The 23,415-nt window shown below is 62.7% G+C and carries 21 protein-coding genes; 2 read left to right on the top strand and 19 right to left on the bottom strand.

Going from position 1 to position 23,415, the window contains the following annotated elements; all coding sequences use genetic code 11:
• Positions 1 to 67: 67 nt before the first annotated feature.
• The 13 genes from ACRC0P_RS02245 to trmJ form a co-directional block, all read right to left on the bottom strand.
• Positions 68 to 988 carry a RodZ domain-containing protein gene (locus ACRC0P_RS02245; protein ID WP_438628104.1) on the bottom strand — a complete coding sequence of 307 codons (921 nt, stop codon included), beginning with the start codon at positions 986 to 988 and terminating at the stop codon, positions 68 to 70.
• Positions 978 to 1,754, bottom strand: coding sequence for a type IV pilus biogenesis/stability protein PilW (pilW, locus tag ACRC0P_RS02250; protein WP_438628106.1), 777 nt, complete (start codon positions 1,752 to 1,754; stop codon positions 978 to 980). Before pilW ends, ACRC0P_RS02245 begins: the two co-directional genes overlap by 11 nt.
• A 29-nt stretch (positions 1,755 to 1,783) precedes the next feature.
• Complete coding sequence (rlmN, locus tag ACRC0P_RS02255; RefSeq protein ID WP_438628108.1) at positions 1,784 to 2,962, bottom strand: 23S rRNA (adenine(2503)-C(2))-methyltransferase RlmN; 1,179 nt, start codon at positions 2,960 to 2,962, stop codon at positions 1,784 to 1,786.
• Between the two features lie 87 nt (positions 2,963 to 3,049).
• Positions 3,050 to 3,478, bottom strand: coding sequence for a nucleoside-diphosphate kinase (gene ndk, locus ACRC0P_RS02260; RefSeq protein ID WP_438628110.1), 429 nt, complete (start codon positions 3,476 to 3,478; stop codon positions 3,050 to 3,052).
• Between the two features lie 239 nt (positions 3,479 to 3,717).
• Positions 3,718 to 3,912 (bottom strand): Fe-S cluster assembly protein IscX, encoded by a 195-nt coding sequence (iscX, locus tag ACRC0P_RS02265; protein WP_438628112.1) that lies wholly within the window; start codon positions 3,910 to 3,912, stop codon positions 3,718 to 3,720.
• A 55-nt stretch (positions 3,913 to 3,967) separates the two neighbouring features.
• Positions 3,968 to 4,306, bottom strand: a complete 339-nt coding sequence (fdx, locus tag ACRC0P_RS02270; RefSeq protein ID WP_438628114.1) for an ISC system 2Fe-2S type ferredoxin — start codon at positions 4,304 to 4,306, stop codon at positions 3,968 to 3,970.
• Positions 4,307 to 4,386: 80 nt separating this feature from the next.
• The gene (hscA, locus tag ACRC0P_RS02275) at positions 4,387 to 6,246 is read right to left on the bottom strand and encodes a Fe-S protein assembly chaperone HscA (protein ID WP_438628116.1); all 1,860 of its coding nucleotides are present in this window, start codon (positions 6,244 to 6,246) and stop codon (positions 4,387 to 4,389) included.
• A 2-nt stretch (positions 6,247 to 6,248) separates the two neighbouring features.
• Positions 6,249 to 6,779, bottom strand: a complete 531-nt coding sequence (gene hscB / locus ACRC0P_RS02280) for a Fe-S protein assembly co-chaperone HscB (protein WP_438628118.1) — start codon at positions 6,777 to 6,779, stop codon at positions 6,249 to 6,251.
• A gap of 129 nt (positions 6,780 to 6,908) precedes the next feature.
• Positions 6,909 to 7,232, bottom strand: a complete 324-nt coding sequence (iscA, locus tag ACRC0P_RS02285; RefSeq protein WP_438628120.1) for an iron-sulfur cluster assembly protein IscA — start codon at positions 7,230 to 7,232, stop codon at positions 6,909 to 6,911.
• A 37-nt stretch (positions 7,233 to 7,269) separates the two neighbouring features.
• On the bottom strand, positions 7,270 to 7,683 hold the full coding sequence (gene iscU / locus ACRC0P_RS02290; RefSeq protein ID WP_438628122.1) for a Fe-S cluster assembly scaffold IscU: 414 nt from the start codon (positions 7,681 to 7,683) through the stop codon (positions 7,270 to 7,272).
• Positions 7,684 to 7,709: 26 nt separating this feature from the next.
• Positions 7,710 to 8,924: an IscS subfamily cysteine desulfurase gene (locus ACRC0P_RS02295; RefSeq protein WP_438628144.1), complete on the bottom strand. Its 1,215-nt coding sequence runs from the start codon at positions 8,922 to 8,924 to the stop codon at positions 7,710 to 7,712.
• A gap of 54 nt (positions 8,925 to 8,978) precedes the next feature.
• Positions 8,979 to 9,458, bottom strand: coding sequence for a Fe-S cluster assembly transcriptional regulator IscR (gene iscR / locus ACRC0P_RS02300; protein WP_438628124.1), 480 nt, complete (start codon positions 9,456 to 9,458; stop codon positions 8,979 to 8,981).
• Positions 9,459 to 9,728: 270 nt separating this feature from the next.
• Entirely contained in the window at positions 9,729 to 10,514 is a 786-nt protein-coding gene (trmJ, locus tag ACRC0P_RS02305) for a tRNA (cytosine(32)/uridine(32)-2'-O)-methyltransferase TrmJ (protein ID WP_438628126.1), read from the bottom strand.
• A 229-nt stretch (positions 10,515 to 10,743) separates the two neighbouring features.
• On the opposite strand from trmJ, the gene ACRC0P_RS02310 reads away from it, so the two are divergent.
• Entirely contained in the window at positions 10,744 to 11,547 is an 804-nt protein-coding gene (locus ACRC0P_RS02310) for an inositol monophosphatase family protein (RefSeq protein WP_438628128.1), read from the top strand.
• Positions 11,548 to 11,671: 124 nt separating this feature from the next.
• On the opposite strand, the gene ACRC0P_RS02315 is transcribed toward ACRC0P_RS02310, so the two are convergent.
• From ACRC0P_RS02315 to ACRC0P_RS02335, 5 genes are all read right to left on the bottom strand, one after another.
• On the bottom strand, positions 11,672 to 12,910 hold the full coding sequence (locus tag ACRC0P_RS02315) for a cytochrome-c peroxidase (RefSeq protein ID WP_438628130.1): 1,239 nt from the start codon (positions 12,908 to 12,910) through the stop codon (positions 11,672 to 11,674).
• A 9-nt stretch (positions 12,911 to 12,919) separates the two neighbouring features.
• Complete coding sequence (locus ACRC0P_RS02320; RefSeq protein WP_438628132.1) at positions 12,920 to 13,825, bottom strand: FixH family protein; 906 nt, start codon at positions 13,823 to 13,825, stop codon at positions 12,920 to 12,922.
• Between the two features lie 142 nt (positions 13,826 to 13,967).
• A complete protein-coding gene (locus tag ACRC0P_RS02325; RefSeq protein WP_438628134.1) occupies positions 13,968 to 16,106 on the bottom strand; it encodes a choice-of-anchor B family protein in 2,139 nt (712 codons plus the stop codon).
• 166 nt (positions 16,107 to 16,272) lie between these two features.
• Complete coding sequence (locus ACRC0P_RS02330) at positions 16,273 to 18,480, bottom strand: EAL domain-containing protein (RefSeq protein ID WP_438628136.1); 2,208 nt, start codon at positions 18,478 to 18,480, stop codon at positions 16,273 to 16,275.
• 116 nt (positions 18,481 to 18,596) lie between these two features.
• On the bottom strand, positions 18,597 to 20,198 hold the full coding sequence (locus tag ACRC0P_RS02335) for an ATP-binding protein (RefSeq protein ID WP_438628138.1): 1,602 nt from the start codon (positions 20,196 to 20,198) through the stop codon (positions 18,597 to 18,599).
• A gap of 553 nt (positions 20,199 to 20,751) precedes the next feature.
• On the opposite strand from ACRC0P_RS02335, the gene ACRC0P_RS02340 reads away from it, so the two are divergent.
• On the top strand, positions 20,752 to 21,915 hold the full coding sequence (locus ACRC0P_RS02340) for a fatty acid desaturase (RefSeq protein ID WP_438628140.1): 1,164 nt from the start codon (positions 20,752 to 20,754) through the stop codon (positions 21,913 to 21,915).
• A gap of 201 nt (positions 21,916 to 22,116) precedes the next feature.
• Here ACRC0P_RS02340 and ACRC0P_RS02345 read toward each other — a convergent pair whose 3' ends face one another.
• A complete protein-coding gene (locus ACRC0P_RS02345) occupies positions 22,117 to 23,121 on the bottom strand; it encodes an alpha-L-glutamate ligase-like protein (protein WP_438628142.1) in 1,005 nt (334 codons plus the stop codon).
• Positions 23,122 to 23,415 lie beyond the last annotated feature (294 nt).

Here is a 23,415-nt window from a genome sequence, read left to right on the forward strand (position 1 = left end):
TAGAGAGATTGGGCGCAAACCTACAGGGGCCCGGCGAGCGGGGCAGGCTGCGACTCGGGGATACCGATTATTCGCCGACTGTGAGCTTGCGGGTGCGGCGATCGCCGAGAGGGTCGCTGGCGACCGGTTCACCCCGGTAGCGAACCCGGGTACCGCTGGCGTTGCCCAGCATCAGTTCGAACGGCGGCTGGCCCTCCAGGGTCACCTGGCTGCCCGCCGGCTTCAGCTTGGCCAACAGCACCGCCCCACTGGCATCCCTCACCTCGATCCAGGATTCCTCGTCGAAATACAGTTCCAGCTGAGAGGCGTTGCCGGTACCGGGAGCGGCGGCCGGGACCGGCTCGGATTCACTGGCGGCAACCTCGGGTCGAGGCGCCTCAACCGGCTGGCTATCCGCCGACTCTCCCGACTGGGAATCGGCCTGCGGAGACTCCTCCCCAACTGCGAATAATGTGGACGCCGCTTCCACGGCGGGCTCCTCCACCGTCTCCGGCGCCGCTTCGGTCTCAAAGGGCTGATTGCCGGCGGAGAACTCCGGCGGAGCCGGCTCGCGCCCGTGCAACCACCAGAAGACCCCGGCCACCAACAACAGAGGCAACAGCGCCAGACCGCGCAGGCTGCGCTGGGGCTTGCTGTCCATCACCGGTGCGCGGCGCACGTGGTCCAGGAGGGCGCGACTCTCCTCTTCCGCGGCGCTGTAGCCGGAAAATGCCTCCAGCACCGGTTCGGCGTCGATACCCAGCTCCTTGCAGGCGTTGCGGATATAGCCCCGCACATAGAGAGCCCCGGGCAGGCGGTCGTACTCATCCCGCTCGAGCAGTTCCAGTTTGCCCAGGGTCATGCACAGGCGGCGGGACAACTCTTCCAGGGTCAAGCCGGCGTGCTCGCGCGCGCGCCGGAGCTGGCTGCCGGGGGAATTGTCCAGGTCCTCCGCCGCGTCGGTCTCCCGCGCCGGCGGGTTCAAAGTATCGGAGCTGCTATCCGTCATGGGCCATCATCTCTTTGTATTTCAGCGCTTCCGCCGAATAGGGATAGAGGTTTTTCAGCGCCAGAGCGTAGCTCCTTTCCTTGTCCCGATTGCCAAAGACTTTCTCGATGCGAATGCCCAGCCACAGGGATTGGGGGACCTGGCGGTTCCCTTTCGCGAACCTGTCCAGGTAGCGCTTGGCCTGCGAGTATTCGCCGGCATCGAACTTCAGCTCAGCCAGTTCCAGCAATGCCTGGGGCAGGTTCGCGTCCAGCGCCAGGGCGCGGGTGTAGGCCTTCTCTGCCCCCTCCACCTCGCCCAGTTTGAGCGCGGTGCGGCCATAGTTGGCCAGGGCATAGGAACGCCGATCATAGGTGAGATCCTCCGAGGCCCGTTTGAATTGCTCCAGCGCATCTTCGTAGCGCTCCTGCTGGTAGAGGAAGGCGCCGTAATTGGTGCGGGCCATGGAGAAGTCGTCGCCGTAGCGCAGGGCCTTCTTGAAGTGGGATTCGGCCACGTCCAGCTCGCCGTCCATCTGGTACAGCAGGGCCAGGCCGTGGTGGGCCTGGGGGTTTCTTTTACCCAGTTTCAGTGCTTCGAGGAAGTGGCGGCGGGCAGCTTCGCGGCCACCATTCTGCAGATAGCGCAGGCCCAGTTGCACGTGGGTCTGCAGCGCCTTGTCCAGGTCGATCTCCTGGCGCTGCGGCATTCCAGTGGTTACGCAGCCGCCCAGTAGCACACTGAGCAGCAATCCCGCCAGGGACGGGGAACAGAGTTTCGCCAACACGACATCACCTGTGTTTTTTATAGTGGCGCTCAGCCGACGATTCGCACCGGCTGTTCCAGACTCCTTTCCTCCGCCAGTAATTCCCCCTCCCTGGAAGTCACCCGCCCGGCGTTGCGGTAGCGCTCGGAGCGGCGGGTGCGATCGTTGACACTGCCGGCCAGTTGGCCGCAGGCCGCGGCGATATCGTCGCCGCGGGTAGTGCGCACGGTTACGGTAAAGCCTTTGTCCAACAGAATCTGTTGAAAGCGTCGCAAAGCGTTGTTACTGACCCGCTGATAGTCCGACAACTCGAACGGGTTGAAGGGTATCAGATTTATCTTCACCGGCACATCGCGCAGCAGTTCCGCCAGTTGCTCGGCGTGCTCCGGGCGGTCGTTGACCTCGCGGATCATGGTGTACTCAATGGTGATCTTGCGGTGGGTGTCCGGCATGCGCTCGATGTAGCGTTTGGCGCTGTCGAGAAGCACCGCGATCGGATACTTCTTGTTGAGGGGCACCAGTTGATTGCGCAGCTCGTCGTTGGGCGCGTGCAGAGAGATGGCCAGGCTCACGTCGGTCACATCCGCCAACCGGTCCAGAGCCGGCACCACGCCGGAGGTGGACAGGGTCACCCGGCGCTTGGAGATGCCGTAGGCGTTGTCCTCCATCATCAAGTTCATGGCGTCGACCACGTTGTCGAAGTTGAGCAGAGGCTCGCCCATGCCCATCATCACCACATTGGTCACCTTCCTCGGACCCTTGGGTTGCAACTGGCCGAAGGATTTACAGGCGATCCACACCTGACCGATGATCTCGGCCGCAGTCAGGTCGCGGTTGAAACCCTGCTTGCCGGTGGCGCAGAAGCTGCAGTCCAGGGAACAACCCACCTGGGAAGAGACGCAGAGAGTGCCGCGGTCGCCGTCGGGGATATAGACCGTCTCGATTGCGCTGCCTCCGGATACCCGAATCAGCCACTTGCGGGTGCCGTCGGCGGAGTCCCACTGCCCCAGCACCTCCGGAGTGCTGATCTCGGCGATCCCGGCCAGCTTTTCACGCAGCGCCTTGCTGACGTTGGTCATCTGCGCGAAATCGTCCACGCCGTTCTGGTGAATCCACTTCAGCACCTGCACCGCGCGAAAACGCTTCTCGCCCAGAGACTCGAAGAAAGCCGCGAGCTTGTCCAGGGACAGGCCCAGCAGGTTCGTTTTGGCAGTTTGCACATCGGTCATGGATTTTACCTTGTCGGCACTCGCCGACGGGTCAATGGTGCGCACGGCGCACCCTACCGTAGGGTGCGCCGTGCGCACCGCCGGAAATCAGCTGCGGGGACAGATCTCGTCGTCCGCGAAAAAGTAGCTCACTTCGCGGGCGGCGGATTCTGCAGAATCGGAGCCGTGCACCGCGTTGGCATCGATGCTCTGGGCGAAGTCGGCGCGAATGGTACCCGGGGCCGCCTCCTTCGGGTTGGTGGCGCCCATCAGGTCGCGGTTGGCAATGATGGCATTGTCGCCCTCCAACACCTGCACCACTACCGGACCGGAAGTCATAAAGTCCACCAGGTCTTTGAAGAAGGGACGCTCTTTGTGCTCGGCGTAGAAGCCCTCGGCTTTCTCGCGGGACAGCTGCAACATTTTCATGGCGACGATACGCAGGCCGGCTTTTTCGAAACGGCTTTCAATTTCGCCGATCACATTCTTGGCAACCGCATCCGGCTTGATGATGGAAAGAGTGCGCTCCAGGGCCATGTTTTTCTCCAGTCTAGTGTTTGTTACATATAGAAAGAGCAACCGCAGTTGCTCTTCTGTGCTATTCCTGTGCCGCCCTTTGCGGCGGGCGGATTATACGGGTAATTGATCAGCTTTTGTACTCTATCGGCTTTTTCTGTAGGAGCGGCCCATGGCCGCGATAGCGGGCCTGGGCCCGCGTGCCGATCTGGAGCTCGGCGTTCCCAGGGAACCGCCTCTACAAGGGTCGAGAGGGGTTACTACTCCAGTTCCTCGATCCAGGCGGCCTGAATGGCCTCGAGGATCTTTTCCCCGCAACGCGACGGGTCGTCCTCAAAATCGGGCAATTCCATGACCCAGTTGCGCAAATCGACAAAGTTGACCGCAATAGGGTCCACGTTCGGGTGCGCCTCCGCCAGTTCGATGGCGATATCGTGAATATCGGTCCACTGCATGACTGTTCTTTTCCTCCGCGGGCTCCTCTTTCCACCCAGGGCTGTGACCAACCCGTCAGTGTTTTTCTGAAACCTGGTTGATAGTGTACTTGGGAATTTCAACCACCAGGTCCTCGTCATCCACCATGGCCTGGCAGGAGAGGCGGGATTCCGGCTCCAGGCCCCAGGCCTTGTCCAGCAGGTCCTCTTCCAGTTCGTCCGGTTCGCCCAGGGAATCGAATCCTTCGCGCACGATCACGTGGCAAGTGGTGCAGGCACAGGATTTCTCGCAGGCGTGCTCGATTTCGATACCGTGCTCCAGCGCCGCGTCGCAGACGCTGACACCGCTCTCCACTTCCACTACCTTGCCCTCGGGGCAGATTTCGGCGTGGGGCAAAAATACGATTTTTGGCATAGGTTGCTAACTCGCTATGGTCTCAAGCTGTAGGGGCGAACCTTATGTTCGCCCCCACAGCGGGGATCGCGGTAGATCCCTTATTTATCAAATTCGTCCAGCGTGTGGCCCTGCATGGCGCGCCTGATGGAGGCATCCATGCGCCGCGCGGCGAAGGGCTCGGACAGCTGGTTGAGCGCCTCGATGCGCCGGCGGATCTCCTCGGCGTCGCCGCCGTTGTGGGCGAAGCGCAGCGCCTCGGCAGCCCGTTCCAGTTCGTCCAGCTCGCGCTCACTGAGCAGTTCCGCGCCGTTCTCCTGCAGTGCCGCGAGCAGGCTCTCCAGGGCGCGCTCCGCCTCCACCTGGGCCTCGCGCAGGGCGCGGGCGGCGATGTCCTCCTCCGCGTGCGCGTAGGAATCCTGCAACATACGCGCGATATCGCCGTCCTCCAGTCCGTAGGAGGGTTTGACGGTGACGTCCGCGCTGACGCCGCTGCTCTTTTCCATCGCGGCCACCGACAGCAGACCGTCGGCGTCCACCTGAAAAGTCACGCGGATATGCGCCGCGCCCGCCACCATGGGCGGTATGCCGCGCAATTCGAAGCGCGCCAGGGAGCGACAGTCCTTCACCAGCTCGCGTTCACCCTGCACCACGTGGATCGCCATGGCGGTCTGGCCGTCCCTGAAGGTAGTGAATTCCTGGGCCTTGGACACGGGAATGGTGGTATTGCGCGGTATCAGTTTCTCCGTGAGCCCGCCCATGGTTTCTATACCCAGGGATAGCGGGATCACATCGAGCAGCAGCAGGTCGTCCCGGGATTTGTTGCCCACCAGTACGTCCGCCTGCAGTGCGGCGCCTATGGCCACCACCTGGTCCGGGTCGATATCCGCGTGGGGGGCGCGGCCGAAAAATTCTTCCACCCGCTCGCGCACCCGCAGGGTGCGGGTGGAGCCGCCCACCAACACCACCTCGCCCACTTCCCCGGCGCTCACGCCGGCGTCGCGCAGCGCGCGCCGGCAGGCGCGCAGGGTCTTGTCGATCAGCGGGTCCAGCAGTTCCGCCATGCCGGTGCGGTCGAGGGTTCCGCGCCAGTCGCCGTAGGTGAGCTCCACCTGCTGCTGTTGCGCCAGTGCCTCCTTTGCGGCACAGGCGCTGTCCAGCAGCGCGCGCTGGGCCGCTGCGTCCAGGTCCATGCCCAGCCCCGCCTGTTCCGCCACCCAGGTGGCGATGGCGCGGTCGAAGTCGTCGCCGCCCAGAGCCGTGTCGCCCCCGGTGGCCATAACCTCAAAGACACCCCGGGACAGGCGCAGGATAGAAATATCAAAAGTGCCGCCGCCCAGGTCGTAGACCGCGATCAGCCCCTCCTCACCCTTGTCCAGGCCGTAGGCAACCGCCGCCGCGGTGGGCTCATTGAGCAGGCGCAATACATTCAGCCCCGCCAGCCGCGCGGCATCCTTGGTGGCCTGGCGCTGGGCGTCGTCGAAATAGGCGGGCACGGTGATCACTGCGCCGTCCAGTTCGCCGCCCAGCGCGGCGGAGCCGCGCTGGTAAAGCGTCTTGAGGATTTCCGCGGACACCTGCACCGGGTTGACCGGGCCCGCCGCCGTTTCTATCGCAGGCATGCCCCCATCACTGTCCACAAACTTGTAGGGCAGTTGCTCACCGAAACTCTTTACATCGGCGATACCGCGCCCCATCAGGCGCTTAATCGAAATCAGCGTATTGTAGGGATCCTCGCCGGCGCGGGCGCGCGCCGCGGCACCCACGGTAATTCCGTCCGCGGCATAGTGCACCACCGACGGCAGTATTACGCCGCCGTCCTGCGTCGCTATGGCCTCCGCAGCGCCGCTACGCACGGTCGCCACCAGCGAGTTGGTGGTACCCAGGTCTATGCCCACCGCGCGCTTGCGCTGGTGGGGTTCCGGGGTCTGGCCGGGTTCGGAAATCTGCAGTAATGCCATGGTCAATCCAGTAAATCTTCTTCCAGTCGTTCAAGCTGCTGACACAGCTTGAATAAGAACTGCAGCTTGAGCAGGGAATTTTTACCCGCTTCCAGATCGCCGTCGGCAAAAGCCTCGGCGAAATGTTTCTGCTCGCCGGAGAAGAGGTCGCGCACCTCGTCACCCAGTTCGTCAAGTGCCGCCGCCGGGTCCCGCATCTCGCGCACTTCCTCCAGCCGCTCGCGCAGCGCCATCTGCTTCATCAGGAAGTCGGCGTCGGCAGTGGTCTGCTCGGGGCTCACTTCCACCCCGGCCAGCTTCAGCAGGTAGCCGGCGCGCTGCACCGGGTCGCGCAATGTGCTGTGCGCTTCGTTGATCCGCGCCGCATATTGCATGGCCAGCAGCTGTTCGCGCTCGGATTTGGCCGCATATTTGTCCGGGTGAAACTCCCGTTGCAGCTGTCGATAGCGCTCGGCCAGGGCCGCGCGATCGATTTCGAATGTGGGCTTGAGGCCGAATATTTCGAAATAGGTCTGGTTCAGTGCCATATCCATTCGCCTGCAAGCAGGCTCCTACAGGCGGAGCTGGAGCTCCGCGGTCCCGGGTCCCGAGTCCCGAGTCCCGAAAATATTAAAAAGGCCGGCGTGCGCGGCGCACCCGGCCTCTTTTCGGCGAGGGGGAAATCAAACGTGAAAGCTTTCGCCGCAACCACACTCATTTTTCATATTAGGGTTGGAGAAGACAAAGCCCTCATTCAGCCCCTCCTTGACGAAATCCAACTCGGTGCCATCCAGGTAGGCGAGACTCTTCGGGTCCACCACCAGCTTTACGTCGCCCTGTTCGAACATTTCGTCTTCCGGCTCCGCCTGATCGACAAATTCGAGCACATAGGCGAGGCCGGAACAACCCGCGGTCCTCACACCGACGCGGATGCCGATCCCCTTGCCGCGGTTGGCGAGCTGGCGCCGGACATGGGCCTGCGCCGCCTCGGTCATGGTGATAGCCATAAACAATACCCTTACTGCTTCGCCTGGGCCTTACTGCTTAGCCGGTCGCTTCTTCCTTACCTTCAGTCAGTTGGCCGCGCTTCTCACGGATATTGCGCACCGCCGCTTTGATGGCGTCCTCCGCCAGTACCGAGCAGTGAATCTTTACCGGCGGCAGGGCCAGTTCCTCGGCGATGGCAGTGTTCCTGATCTGCTCCGCCTCGTCGATGGTCTTGCCCTTGACCCACTCGGTGAGCAGGGAGCTGGAGGCGATGGCGGAACCGCAGCCGTAGGTCTTGAATTTCGCGTCTTCGATCACGCCGTTTTCATTCACCTGGATTTGCAGCCGCATTACGTCGCCACAGGCGGGGGCGCCCACCATTCCGGTACCCACATTGCCCGCGTCCTCGTCCATACGGCCGACGTTGCGGGGACGCTCGTAGTGATCGATGACTTTGTCGCTATAGGCCATGATTTATTTCTCCTAAAACTTTCCGCTTAATGAGCTGCCCATTCAATGGTATTGAGATCGATGCCGTCTTTGTACATATCCCACAGAGGCGACAACTCGCGAAGCTTCTCCACCGCCCGGCGCACTTCCGCAGCCGCGGTGTCCACATCCTGCTCGCTGGTAAAGCGGCCGAAGCTGAAACGCAGGGAGCTGTGGGCCATTTCGTCATTTACGCCCAGGGCCCGCAGCACATAGCTGGGTTCCAGGCTGGCGGAGGTACAGGCGGAGCCGGAGGAAATCGCCAGGTCGCGCAGCGACATAATGAGGCTCTCGCCCTCCACAAACGCGAAACTCACGTTCAGGTTGCCGGGCACCCGCTGCTCGCGGGAGCCGTTGATATGCACTTCCTCCATATCCTTGATCGCGTCCCAAAAGCGCTGGCGCAGACCCAGCAGACGCTCGGCCTCCTGGGCCATTTCCTCTTTCGCGATACGGAAGGCCTCGCCCATGCCCACGATCTGGTGGGTGGGCAGTGTGCCGGAACGCATGCCGCGCTCGTGGCCGCCGCCGTGCATCTGTGCCTCGATGCGCACCCTCGGCTTGCGGCGCACATACAGGGCGCCGATGCCTTTGGGGCCGTAGACTTTGTGCGCGGAGAAGGACATCAGATCCACCTTCATTTCCGCCAGGTCGATGAGCAGCTTACCGGCGCTCTGTGCCGCGTCCACATGGAAAATCACTTTGCGCGCGCGACACAGCTCGCCGATTGCGGCGATATCGTTGACCACGCCGATCTCGTTGTTGACGTGCATCAGGCTGACCAGGATGGTGTCCTCGCGCAGGGCTTCCTCAACCTGTTCCGGATAGACGATGCCGTCGGTGCGCGGGTTGAGGTAGGTCACCTCGAAGCCCTCGCGCTCCAGCTGGCGGCAGGTATCCAGCACCGCTTTGTGCTCGATCTTGGAGGTGATGATGTGCTTGCCCCGGCCCTGGTAGAAGTGGGCCGCGCCCTTGATCGCCAGGTTGTCGGACTCGGTGGCGCCGCTGGTCCAGACGATTTCCCGCGGGTCGGCGTTTACCAGTTCAGCCACATGGCGACGCGCCTCTTCCACCGCCTCTTCCGCCTTCCAGCCGAACAGGTGCGAGCGGGACGCCGGGTTGCCGAAGTTGCCGTCCATAGTCAGTTGCTCCGCCATTTTGCTGGCGACGCGCGGGTCCACCGGGCAGGTGGCCGAATAGTCCAGGTAGATGGGAAGCTTCATAGTCATATCGTGTCCGCTCAAAAAACTCTCAAAAATCCCGTTGCAAGCGCCGGGTTACAGGCTGCCGAGCAACGCCACCCTTTCTTCCGGGGCGATCTCGCGCATTTCCTGGCGCCGTGCCACTTCCTGCACCTCCGCCCGCGCCACCAGGTCGCCCAGGCTGATACTGCTCAGGAAGCTGTGAATCTGTTCGCTCAGGTCGCACCACAGGTAGTGGGTCAGGCATTGCTCGCCGCCGGCACAGTCGTTGCTGCCGCCGCAACTGGTGGCATCCACCGACTCGTTGACCGCATCCACTATCTGTGCCACAAAAATTTCCTCGCCGCCCCGCGCCAGGCGGTAACCGCCGCCGGGACCGCGCACACTGGACACCAGTCCAGATTGGCGCAGCCGGGAGAACAGCTGCTCCAGATAGGACAGGGAGATACCCTGGCGCTTGGAGATATCCGCCAGACTGATAGGGCCGCGATCGGCGTGTAACGCCAGATCCAGCATCGCCGTGACCGCATAGCGGCCTTTGGTTGTCAAACGCATATCAGTTCCCGCCTGTTCCGAACGGCCGCGAGTATGGAATAACCCAGCAAGTCAGTCAAGTATATAACCCAGCGGCGTGGTCGGGAATGCGAATGCGGAATGCGGAATGCGGAATGCGGAATGCGGAATGCGGAATGCGGAATGATCGTAATCGCCTTTCCCACCTCGGCAACCTCCTGCGATTGCCCCCGAGTGTGGACGCGGCCCCGGGGCCACCCGTCTCCACCGGGACAGGACGCGGATTCCGCATTCCGCATTCATCATTCCGCATTAACCCCCCTGCCTCCCCTTGCCACCCGCGCGGTGAATATAGTTCTGAATCGCGGTCAGCATTCCGCGCAGTATCCCCAGCTCCATATCGTCCGGGCGCACACGGCTGAACAGGCGGCGCAGGCGGGTCATGGTCTGGCGGGGGTTGTCCGGATCGATAAAGCCCAGTTCTCCCAGCGCTTGCTGCAGGTGCTCGAAATAAAGTTCCATATCCCGGGCCCTGGCCGGCGGTCTGTCCCAGTCGGCGTAGCTGAGTTCGGCGCCCTTCTCCAGCTCCAGCGCGGCCACACGCACCTCGTAGGCCAGTACCTGTACCGCGGTGGCCAGGTTGAGTGAGCTGTAGTCCGGGTTGGCGGGGATATGCACATGGTAATTGCAGGCCTGCAGTTCCTCGTTGGTGAGGCCGCGATCCTCGCGCCCGAACACCAGCGCCACCGGATGGGCCGCGGCCTCCGCCACCGCCCGCTCGCCGCACTGGCGCGGGGTGAGCAGCGGCCAGGGGATGCGGCGCTCGCGCGCACTGGTGGCCATCACCAGGCCGCAGTCGGCCACGGCCTCCTCCAGGGCGTCCACCACCACCACCGTGTCCAGCAAGTCCGCGGCGCCGGCGGCGCGCCAGATGGCATTGGCGGCGGGAAATTCTCTCGGCGCCACCAGGTACAGTTGGCTCAGGCCCATATTCTTCAGTGCGCGGGCGGCGCCGCCGATATTGCCGGGGTGGGCGGTGTTCACGAGGACCACGCGCACATTGTCGAGGAGCGCGTTATCGAGAGGAGAGGTATCCATAGAGGAATCGGGCATAGTTCAACAAGTGTTTGTAGGAGCGGCCCATGGCCGCGATCGAACTTCGCGGGAACCACCGATCGCGGCCATGGGCGGATGGCCGCCCCGCCGCTCCTACAACGAGGGAAAATCGGGCGGCGGAGTGTAGCAAATATACGGCGGAATCCCTACAATCCTCCCCGCCGGCCAGCCCGGCCCCTGCTTTTTAATCAATCACTGGTGCGGAATTGCTATGGAACCCATGCTGAATATTGCCCTGCGCGCGGCACGCAAGGCCGGGGAGTTGATCGAACGGGCCTGGGAGCGCGGCGACCACCTGATCCCGGAGGAGAAGGGGCGCAACGATTTCGTCACCCAGGTGGACCGGGCAGCCGAGCAGGAGATCATCTACCACCTGCGCAAGGCCTTCCCCCGGCACAGCATCCGCGCCGAAGAGAGCGGTCTGCAGGAGGGCGCCGAGCCGGAGTACGAGTGGATCATCGATCCTCTGGACGGCACCACCAACTTTATCCACGGCATACCCCAGTTTTGCGTCTCCATCGCCTGCCGCTACCGCGGCCGCATCGAGCACGCGGTGGTGCTGGACCCCATCAAGCGCGAGGAATTCACCGCGAGCCGCGGCCGCGGTGCGGCGCTCAATGGCCGCCGTATCCGCGTATCGCCGCGCCAGAACATGCGCGGTGCGCTGATCGGTACCGGCATCCCCTTCAACGGCCCGGCACTGGAAAATATCGATCCCTACCTCGCGGCGCTGAAGGAGATCGCCGGCCAGACCTCGGGTATCCGCCGCCCGGGCGCCGCCGCCCTGGACCTGGCCTATGTGGCCGCGGGCCGCTTCGACGGCTTCTGGGAGATGTACCTGAACACCTGGGATATCGCCGCCGGCTCGCTGCTGGTGAAAGAGGCGGGAGGTCTGATCAGCGACTTCCGCGGCGGCGACGACTACCTGGACTCCGGCCACCTGGTATGCGCCACGCCCAAGGTGTTCAAGCCGCTGTTGCAGATAGTGGGCAGGCACCTGGGGCATGTGCGGTAGCAGGGAGCGCCGAGCCCCAGCTCCGCACGTGGGCCGCAGGCCCGCTGTCGGGGATACGCTGTGATCGGGCCTGATCGCGGCCATGGGCCGCTCCTACACCGACCACCGACCACTAGCCACTCCCCTACTCCGGCGCCCGCCACAGCGGATCGCCCTCCGGCAGCGGCGAAGTCAGGGTTTCCAGGAATGCGATCACCTGCCCTATCTGCTCCTCGCTCAATCCCAGCGGCAGAATATCGAAGTGCGGTCGGCTGGGGTGCTGCTCGCGGTCGTAGTATGGCGGGGTGGGATTATTGTAGTGGGCCAGCACCTGCTCCAGTGTGGCCAGCTGCCCCGCCTGCATATAGGGCGCGGTGTGGGCGACATTGCGCAGTGTAGGTGTCTTGAAGGCCCCCACCAGCTCCGGTCCCTGTTTCTTCAGGAAGCGCATCTCCAGGCAGTCCTCCGCTCCGGCATCGCTCCAGGGGGAGAGACAGGTAAACCCGTCCTTTTCCAACGCTGCCACTCCCCCGTAGCGCCCCAGGTCCACCTGCGCCGGGTCCGGTTCCGGCGCGCCTATATTGTGAAACTCATAATTGGTGAACAGCGGTCCGTTGTGGCAGCTGGCGCAGTTTGCCCGGCCCATAAACAGGCGCATGCCCGCCACCTCGTCCTCCGACATCAATGCGGCCAGGGCCCTGCGGTCGCCGCTGTCGCGCTGTAGCTGGGCGACAAAGCGGTCGAAGGGCGCCGGGGGCAGTTGCAGTCGGCGCTCATAAGCCATGATCGCCTTGCCCACCCGGCTGAGGACCTGGTTGAGCGCCGCCCTCTGTCTCCGGGACAGGCTGCCGCCACTCTTCCTTGGCAGGCGATCCAGGTCGGCGCTGTCGCCGAAGACCTGTTCGAATTCACCACGGTAATGCCGTCGGACCAGCTGCGCCACTTCCAGCGGCGCCAGGCCGTGCTCGCCGGGGTCCTGCAATGGCCCCAGCGCCTGGGACCAGAGACTGTCCTTGCGGCCGTCCCAGAACAGCCAGGGGCTGTGGCCAGCGCCGAGAATGGTGGGTGCATTGCGCCGGGTGATGCCCAGCGCCCGCGAACGGGGCAGGCCATCGGTAAAATACTTCTGCGGCTGGTGGCAGCTGGCGCAGGCCACCTGACCGTTGGCGCTGAGCCGGGTATCGAAAAACAGCCGGTGGCCGAGCGCCGCCGCGCGCGGATCGTCCGCCACCCCGTTGTCCGGGGCCGGAGGCAGCGGCGGCAGCGCCTGCAGGGAGAAGCGCTCGAGGAAGTGGGTATCCGACGGGGTGAAACGGTAAATTTCCTCGCCGGTGGCAAACGCCAGGGAACACCAGGTCGCGAGCAGCGGCAACAGTCTCTTCACGGCCGCCTCCTACAAACGGATATTGAAAGTGACAGCATCATCCAGCGGACCGGCGGAGACCTTGAAGGTCATCACCCACCAGCCGGTCATCTGGAACTTGACCCCCTGCACCCGGTAGACCCCGGGCTCCACTTCACCGGTTACCCGCGGCTGTGTGGGCAAGCCGTGCACGTGTCCGGGCATATGCCCCTCGATCTCGATTTCGGCGCCGCCCAACGGCTCGCCATCCAGACGCGAGAGCATCAGTTTCCAACTGTGTATCTCGTTGAGCGGCACCCGGCTATTCCCGGTTTCAGGTTCCACATGTGCGAACACCGCCAGCTCACGGGAAATCTGGAAACTGCGCAAGTCCAGCTCCCCGGGAATATTCTGCCCGCTGGCCGCGGGCACCGCGAGGGACATATCCGCTGGCGCGGCCCTGTCGCCAGGGGCGACATTCATATTCAGTTTACTCGGGTGAACGCTGCGAATCCGCGCATTGTGCCCGGAGGTGAGCGAATCGCTCCCATCCAGTTGCAGCGGGCCCGACAGGCGTATATGCGGTTGCCAGATTTCCCGGTAGCCGGTTTCCAGTAGCGCCAGCGCCCGCTGCCGCTCGCTCAGCCCGCGTTCGCGCAAACTGGCCGCTTGCTGTTGCCAGCGGGGAATTTCTCCGGCGAACAGGTCGATCGTCTCGCCCAGCGCCGCCCGCTCCTCCCCTTCGGGCAGCGAGCGCAGCTTGACCCGCAGCTGATTCAGGGTTTTGCGCAGGGAATTGCCGTGACGTATCGCAGTCACCGACTCCGCCTGCAGCGCTTCGGCACTGCGCAGCATCTCGCCGCCGAGTAACATCAGTGAACTGTTAGTGGATTCGCCGGCAAAAACCGGCATGGCTAATAGCAGGGCCGCAGTGAGAAAAATAAAACGGGGCTGCATCCTGACTCCCGAACTTGAATTGTTATTTTTGCTTTGTAGGAGCGGGCCATGGTCGCGATCGGCGGTGGTTCAATCCACAGATCGATCGCGGGCATGGCGGATGGCCGCCCCGCCGCTCCTACAGGGTGAGGGTGCCCGCGGATTACTGAAAGGTCAGGCTCCACTGGTTGATGGCGCCGGTGTCCAAATTGGCACGATCCCGCACCCGCAGTGACCACTGGCCCGAGGATTCCACTGTGCCGGCGTCCAGGTTGTAGGTCTGCACTATGTCGTCGGCGCTGCCGCCGCTGCGGTTATGCAGATTGAAAACCGTTCCGCCGGGGGCCAGCAGATCCACCTCCAGGTCGCCGATGTAGGTGTGGGTGATATCCACACTCACACTGATGGATTCGGAGGCGCCACCGCGGTCGACGTCGATCGGGCTGCTTACGCCGGTGGCATTGTTGTCGGGAATACTGTAGCTAGCGTCGTTCGAATAGGTCACCGGATCGCTGTCGCCTCCGCCACCGCCGCCTCCGGCGCCGATGGTTACGCTGTAGTCCTCCACCTCGCCGTAATTGAAACTCCCGCAGGGAGAGGGCGCGGCGTTGTAACGCATGGCGATACGCAGGCGGGTGCTCACCCCCTCGCTGCCGGCGGGCAGGGTCAGGGTGCCGGTCACTGTGGAGGAAGAGGTACCACCGGAGCTGAACACCTCTTCGCCGCTGTCATCGAAGTCGCCGTCGCCGTTGAGATCGATCCAGATTTTCCAGTACTCACCGTAACTGCTGCCACTGAACGCCGGGGTCAGGCTGACGGCATTGTCGCCCTCGTCCAGGTTCACCACCTGCGCGGTGAAATCCGAGTAAGTGGAAGAGCCGGAGCTGTGACTGAATGTGGCTAGGCTTACCTCGCCGATCCACTCCTCGCTGGCGTTGTTCGACGCAGCGCTGCAGTACTGCGGATCGTCGGGATCGGGATCGGGATCGGGATCGGGATCGGGATTATTGATCGCATCCCAGTCGGGGCGCACCACGAACAGGCCGTTGCCGATATCGCTGAGGATGACGTTGCCGCTGGCGAAATAGGCGTAGTTGCTCCAGGTGCCGGAAAACTGTGCGCTGTTGGAGTTGGGAATGGTGTCGAAGTAGGCCACCTCGCTCAGCTGGCCGCTGGCGATATTCTCCGCATCGAGTATACGCAGGCCGGCCCGGTAGTTGGTCTCGTACACATAGCCGTCTTTGGTGTAGAGATTGTGGTCGATCGCGGGGGTGGGGCCCACGTAGCGGCCCAACTCCGCGGGACTCTCCAGGTCACTCACGTCGTAGATATACGACGTGGTGTTGTGGCCGTTGCGCGACTCGTCCAATTCGTCGTTCATGATCAGGGTGCTGTGGTTCCCGTCGAGGAACCAGCCCTGGTGGGTGTACTGCGAGCCCTGGTAGAGGGTGCGGGACACCTGTACCGGATTGAACTTGTCGGTGACGTCCACGATAGTGATGGTGTCCTCGTTGTAGCCGACGCAGATTTCCCGCCCGCTGTACTCCGTGTCCGGGCCGCCGTAGATTACGCACTGGGCGTCGTGGGTGTAGCCGTCCGAGGAAAAACAGCCGGCGTACTGCGGATTCAGCGGATCGGAAATATCCACCATATACAGGCCGCCGCTGCACTGGTTGCTGCCTACCACATAGGCGTAGCCGCTATCCTCGTTGATGGCGATATTGTGCGCGTTGCCGAAACCGCCCATATGCGCAGTTTCGCTGAGAGTCTGCCCCGGCGAGGGCAGGTTGCGCAGGGTGCGCAGGTCGAACACCTGCAGACCATGAGAACTGTTGCCGCCACCGTCGGCGACAATAAAGGCGTGATCGTTGTAGACCTTGATATCCCGCCAGGAATCGCTGCCGTTGTTGTGGGAGGGCAAAAAGCCGAGATATACCGGTGCATCCGCGGTGGTGACATCCACAAACGAGGTGCCATTGTTCCGCCCCACTATGGCGATCTCCGCTCCAGTCTGCGGATCGGAATACCCCCAGATATCGTTGAGGTTGGCACTGCCGCCGCCCATGTCCGCCTTGGCGACAAAAGACATCAGGTCGACGTTGTTACACGGATAGCCTCCGGCACTGCCGCCCTGGCACAGGGTGGCCGCCTGCATCGCCGACATCATTGCCGGGGGCAAATCGCCCTCGTTGCTGTCGTCGAATTTGAAACCGTCCGGAAACATGGCGCTGTGGCCCCAGACTTCGGAGGAACAGAACAACAGGAGTGCGGCCGCCAGCCGCCGGTTGGATAGGTGCTTCATTGTCTGCAATTCCTTGTTGTTATTTAGGGGGGCTTCCTGACCGCTTGAAACGGAAACCAGTGTATTTACCAAGAGACGGAAATGACACTGAAAACCGCTCCTTATTATTACAAAATTGCGAAGTACCGCACTATCCTGACGCCTGTTTTTTTAATTATGCCGATGTTTACCCCAATTCCATCCTGCGGCTATTCTCCAACCGGGTACCACCGTACAACAGCCGCTCCAGGGAAATCGGCGGGCCGATATGGTACCCCTGCACAAAGTCCACTCCGATCGAACGCAACAATGCGGCGACCGAGGCACTCTCCACATACTCGGCGATAGTGCGCGCCCCAAGGCGGTGCGCCACCTGGTTAATGGATTCGACAATAATCGGGTCGACAGGGTTGGACTCCATCTCGCGCACGAAGCTGCCGTCGATCTTGATGAAATCGATGGCAAATGCCTTCAGATAGCTGAAGGAACTGAGGCCGTTGCCGAAATCGTCCAGCGCCACCTTGCATCCCATTCGCCGCAGCGAGGCGACAAATTCACTGGCCCGGCCCATCTGATTGACCATCGCGGTTTCCGTAATCTCGAAGCCGATACGCTCCATCGGAATCGGCGTGTGCTCCAGCATTTCGATCAGGTGACGCTGGAACTCCGAATCCCCCAACGCCTCTGCGGAAATATTCAGAGAAAAACTGAACCCGGCACCGGCCACCTGATCGGCCCGCCGCAGCAGGATTTCGTCCACGACCCAGTGGTCGACCTGCAACATCAGGCCGTAGCGTTCCGCAGCGGGAATAAATGCCGCGGGCATCAGCAGTTCGCCGCGATCGTTCAACATGCGCACCAGGATTTCGTAGTGATCTACGGACCCGACGCCCGCGGCGCGGACAATGGGCTGCACGCTGAGCGCGAGGCGGCGCCGGTCCAGCGCCTCGCGAATGGTCGAGGCCATAATAATTTCCCGGTGCTGCTCGGCGGCGGCGCTCCGCGCTATTTCGTAGAGCATCACGCTGCCGCGGCCCGCGCGCTTGGCCGAATAGCAGGCCACATCCGCCTGACTGAGCAGGTCCTCCAGGCGGCTGTTGTGGCGGTTGATTTCGGTGATGCCGGCACTGGCACCCACACCGTAGACCCGCCCCCTCCAGGGAAAGCGCAGGGCAGTGATTCCCCGCAGCAGTTCCTCGCAGCGCCCGCGGGCCTGCTCCTTGGTGCTGCGGAAAAACAGCAGGCCAAACTCGTCTCCTCCCAACCGCGCCACCCGGTCCGTGCCATCCAGCAGGCCGCCCAGCTGCCGGCTGATTTTCTGCAGCAGCGCGTCGCCCGCAAGGTGACCGGCGCTGTCGTTGATCAGCTTGAAGCCGTCCAGGTCGATATGGACCAGCGCGTGGCGCTCGCCGCTCTCCCACGCACTGCCTATGGCTTGGAGCAGTTCGCGTTTGAAAGCCTCACGGTTGGGCAGGCCGGTGAGATCGTCGTGGGAGGCGCGGTAGCTGAGATCGCTCTCTATCTCCACAATGCGCGCATTGCGGTGGCGCTCGATGTTTGCGGAAACCGCCATCACGTAGGCGGGTATTGCGGAAGCGAACACCGCCAGGAAGAGAGCAAAGCCATCCCCCTGCGCCGCGCGATCGACACCGGCAAAGTGTGTCGACATCAGCAGTATGGCGACAAATATGACCGCCAGGGTGTGCAGCAACTTGAGCCTGCTCGCCGCCCAGATCAATGGCAGGCTCGCAAAAACGAAAGGGTGCGGCGCCAGTGACAGTATCAGCAGGATGCTGCTGATCGCCAGCGCACCCACCAACAGGAACCTGCCCGAGTCCGCTCCGCGAAACAAGCTGTGTAACGTGCCCCACCGGTACTGCAGGGCGATCGGCAGCAGCACCAATATGCCCACCGCATCGGCGATATACCAGGGGGCAAAGACCTCGGAAAAATTGCCCCGCCCGGAGGCATCCGCCACCGCCGCGCCGACCGCGGCGCTGCCTATAGGCGGCAGCACGGCGGAGAGTAGGGTAAAGCGCGCCCAGGGCCACAAGCCATCGAAGTAATCCTCCCGCGGGCAGAACCAACACAACAGCAGCGCGGCGGGCAGTACCGCGCTGAGACAGGCGAGAGCATATAGGGTCGCGAGAAGAATACCGAAACCGACTCCCACCCCGGCGGCGATAATTGCCGACAGGAAGGCGGCGATCAGCAGCGGCCAGTGTCTGTAGCGGTGACGATACAGAAAGGCAATGGCGACCGCGTCGGCAAACCAGGTTGCCGCACCGCCGTTGCCAGCGATGAGAACCTTTTTACTCAGGATATAGAAAACGGCACTCAACAGCGCCAACAGCACTGCCGGGATAAAGGGGGATTGGCGAGATTGTGACTGCATACCAGACATCCACTATCCGGAGTTATTGGTATCGGACCGGTAAATTTTCTGCAATTCACTGGAAGCGACTGCTTCCACTATATTATTCCACCGTGGGGGGGGATGAAGGGATCAGTTCAATCCTCCCCGACCTCCATACACTTCTCCACGACCTGACACAACTGCGCCAGATCAAAGCCCTCGGGCAGTGCCGCATCGCACGCCTCCCCGCTGCATTCACCCACAGCGACAAAACGGATATCCGCCGTAAGCGGGTCCTCGCGCAGAATATGCGCCATTTCCGCGCCGGACATTCCCGGCAGCGCCGCGTCGAACAGGACGATATCGGGGTTGCGGGTGCGCGCGGTGAAAATCGCCTCAACCGCATCCGCCGCCGCCAGGTGCCGGACCTGGGAAAACCCACTCAACAGCCCCTTCAGGCGATTGACTCCGCTGGGACGATTGTCCACCTGCAACAACCGGCAGGGAGGCAGGTACAGTGTCGCCGCCGGCTGCGCCGACAACTGCATCACCTCAACCGGTGCGTCGATCATGGGAAATTCTATCCAGAAAATCGAGCCCTGCCCCTCGTGGCTGTCAAAGTCGATACGCCCGCCCATCGCCTCGGTAAGCCGCTTGGCGATGGCCAACCCCACGCCGGTGCCCTCGATCTGTCCCTTCTCCGCGCCGAGGCGGTTAAAGGGCTCGAACACTTGTGCACGCTTCTCATTGGGAATGCCCCGGCCGGTATCCAGGATACTGAGGCGCAGCCAGCCCTCCGCCTGGGGCGCAAAGTTGATCACCACGCGGCCGCCCTCGTAGTTGTATTTGACCGCGTTGCCCGCCAGGTTCAGTACCACCTGCTTGAAACGCACCGGATCGGCACAGATATACGCCGACTCCCAGCCCAGCGGTTCAAAAATCAGGTTCACCCGGCGGGTTTCCGCCAGCGGCTCCAGCAGGCGGGTACAGTCCTCCACCACGGCGGCCGGCTGCATCGGCTCCATGGACGGCGCCAGGCGGTTGCTGTCGATACGCGCCAGCTCCAGCACGTCGCCCACCAGGTGCAGCAGGTGCTGTCCGGCGCGGCGGATTTCACCCAGGCGCCGGCGCTGGTCCGGATTCAGCCTCTGGTCCAGTTCCACCAGTTGGCAGTAGCCGAGGATGGCATTGAGGGGGGTGCGCAGTTCGTGACTCAGGCTGCACAGCAGGTCGGCGCGATTGTCGTTCTCCCGCCGCTGCCGGCTCAGCTCGTGCTCGGCGCGCGCCAGCGCCTCGCGGCTGCCGGTGATATCCTGCAGCACCCCCAGCACCCGCTGGGGCTTACCATCCCCGCTTCGCTGCACATGGCCGCGGCAGCGCACCCAGACGATACCGCCGTCCCGGTGCCAGAGGCGGAACTCCACATCCAGCGGCAGCTGCTCGCGCACATGGTCTTCGAGCGCCTGTTCGACGCGGGGCAGGTCCTCCGGCAGGGTGCGCTTCTTCCACTGGGCGAATGGGCTCCCGCCCTCCGTGTCCACCTGACTGAATTCGAAGCCGAGAATGGCCCAGCAGACCCGATCGAGTATGATCTCGTCGCTGCGCAGGTCCCACTCCCAGAGGCCGTCACCGATATCGGCGAGCGCCTGGAGCAGGCGTTGCAAATAAGTCGGCTGCGCGGAGCCGGGGCCCAACACCTGCGGTGTGGCCAACTGCAGCGGGAATGCGGCTTGTCCGGGAGAGGGTCGCTCGAGCACTCGGATCACTATGGTTGCCAGTCAGTTACCGGCAAGTGAAACACTTATCCCCGCACAGGGGAAGAGCGCGGGCTCGCGCTGCCGAAAGCTGATCACAGAGCGGGGGCTGGAGACGCTTCGCAAAAAAAAGGGCCCCGCAAAGCGGGGCCATAATCAGCGATGATGAGAGAAAACGGGAAGTCACGCATTAATAACTTTTGCCATAACCCGTGATGGATTCCCGGAGCGCGGGCCTTGCGGCCCACACTTAGGTTAAAGCAATCGCCATGCCAAGTTTGCAACCCCGCTCCTCATGGGGCCTCTCCGGTCCTGTTCAGGGCCCGTCGGAGGCCGCATGAACCAGCGGGGCGCCAAAAACCGGTTGTGCGCACCAAAGCTGCGCAGCGTGACCCAAACTCCTTATGAGTTCTCAAAATCCCGGGCCCGGGGGTGTCTTAACCCGGGCTATGGGGTAGCATCCCCTTCGAGTGGGCGGACCCTGCCGAATCGGGCTATATACCCTATTACCCGGCTTCCTCCGGGGCACCGCTGTAGCATATTGAAAGGTTGTACTATGAATGCAGTATCCGAGACCCCGCGGCCCGCGACGCCGCCACGCCTGTGGGTCACCACTATCCTCTTTGCCGGAACAGCACTGGCTGCGCTGATCCTGGTGCCGCTGTACGGCGTGCTCTACGGTTACCACTGGCACCAGTGGCTGGCCTTCGCCATCTACGGCGCCCTCTGCGGTCTCTCCATCACCGCCGGCTATCACCGCCTGTGGTCACACCGCACCTATGAGGCCCACTGGTCCCTGCGGCTGTTTTTTGCCCTGTTTGGCGCCGCTGCGCTGCAGAACAGCGCGTTGAACTGGTGTTCCGGCCACCGCCGCCACCACCGCCACGTGGACGACGACGAGCGCGATCCCTACTCCGCCAACCGCGGTTTCTGGTTTTCCCATATCGGCTGGATGCTGCGGGACTACCCCAGCGGCCAAGTGGATTTCGACAACGCCAAGGACCTGCAGCGGGACAAGATCGTGATGTTCCAGCACAACCACTATGTCCCCTTGACCCTGGCCATGAACTTCGGCCTGCCGCTGCTGCTGGGATGGCTCACCGGCGATATCGTCGCCATGCTGCTGTTGGCCGGCGTGCTGCGTATCGTGATCAACCATCACACCACCTTCTTTATCAATTCCCTGGCCCACATGTGGGGCCGCCGTCCCTATACCGACGAGAACACCGCGCGGGACAACGACCTGCTGGCGTTCCTCACCTTCGGCGAGGGATACCACAACTACCACCACATCTTTCAGACCGACTACCGCAACGGCATCCGCTGGTACCACTGGGACCCCACCAAGTGGCTGATCAGGACCGCGAGCTGGCTGGGCTTGGCGCGCAACCTGAAGACGGTGCCGACCATGCGTATCCAGCGCGCCATGCTCACCATGCAGTTCAAGCGCGCGGAGCGGAAACTGCAGGAATCCAGCCACCGGGACAGCTGGCGCCAATTGGTGGAAAAGGAAGCCCAGCAGTTTTCCGCGGCCCTGGCGGAGTGGAAGGAACTGCAGGCCCAGCGCTACGAAAATGCCCGCGAACGCCTGCTGGCCAGGTGGGAGAGTGCGGCTATCCGTACCCGGGTGAAGGAACTGGAGTACAGCCTGAAAATGCAACGCAAACGGCTGAAGATTATGATGGAACAGTTCCACCTGTGTCCGGCGCAGGTGGCGTGACATCTGTCACAAAGCGAAAAAGCGGGCCTTTGGCATTAGGCATTTGAGCCCGCTTTTTTTGGATTAACCGAATGACTCAAAGAGTCTGTTCATAATCCCGCGTTTCTGAACGTGCCAGGGAGGGATGGTCCCTGGCATCAAGGTTTTCGCAGCCTTCAGCCTGTTTAGACTCTTGCACGGAACTCGAACGGCCTCCCTTTTCTAATCGCTCTGCCCGGCGGCAAACCGGTTCATGGAATAGGCCACCCGCTCCTCTACATTTTTTTCCAGCTGTTCCAGGTCAAGGCTGTCAATATGCTGCAGCCGCCTGCGCAGGCCCACGCCATTGGCGATCTGGATCGCCAGCCCCGGGCGGGCATTGGCCTCCAGCAGCAACGGACCGCGCTTGCGGTCCAGCACTATGTCGCAACCCAGGTAACCCAGGCCGGTCATTTCATAGCAGCTTGCGGCAAGGCGCACCAAGTCGCGCCAGCCGGGCACCACCAGTTCGCCGAATGGCATCTGTGTGTCCGGGTGTTGGGAAACCCGCAGGCCGCGCTGTACCGCGTGACAGGATTTACCGCTGGCCAGATCGATGCCCACCCCCACGGCCCCCTGGTGCAGGTTGGCCTTGCCGTCGGAGGCGTGGGTGGAACAGCGCAGCATGGCCATCACCGGAAAACCGCGGAAGACAATCACGCGGATATCCGGCACCCCCTCGAAGGAGTAGTTGTCGAACACCGGGTCGAAATCCACCAGTGCCTCGACCATCACCCGGTCCGGCTTACCACCCAGGCTGTAGAGGCCGCTGTGAATATTGCTCACGTGGCGCAGGATATTCAAGGCGGTCACTTCCGCGCCGGAGGTTTTCACATATTTATCGCCGTTGCGCCCGGCAATCACCAGTATTCCCTTGCCGCCGGAGCCCCGTGCCGGCTTGATCACAAACTGCCACAGGGGCTCGATCACTTCCATCACCCGACGGCGGCTGGGCTGGGTGTCAAACGCGGCGATCAGGTCCGGCACCGCGATACCGTAGCGCGCCGCGGCGCGCTTGGTGCTGAGTTTGTCGTCCACCACCGGGAATTTGTCGCGGTCGTTGTAGCGGGCGATATAGTGCACGTTACGCGCATTCATGCCCAGGACACCCATACGCCGCAACGACAGCGGCGAGACGAAACCGCCGCGCAGCTTGCCGAAGATTTGCGCTATCGAAACCTGACCCATCTGCTAATCCAAATGCAATCTCATGATTGGTGCCGTAGGGTGCGCCCTGCGCACCGGAAACGTCGGCTCTCGCATCGACTCCGACAATGGTGCGCGCGGCGCACCCTGGTGTCCTGTATGGTACTAAAGAGTGATACCAGAGCTCCCCAGATTGTCCACAGTTAGGCGCAGCTCGCAGGGAATGGTCATTCCATTTTCAAGAGCTGCAACGCCGCTGTGGGCAATCTGGGGGGCTCCCTTCGGGCGGGCCGCTAAGCAGCCATCTGCGGCGTTGCACTTGCTTGACGTAGAATG

The sequence above is a fragment of the Microbulbifer sp. genome (genome assembly GCF_051659245.1).
GTDB lineage: Bacteria > Pseudomonadota > Gammaproteobacteria > Pseudomonadales > Cellvibrionaceae > Microbulbifer.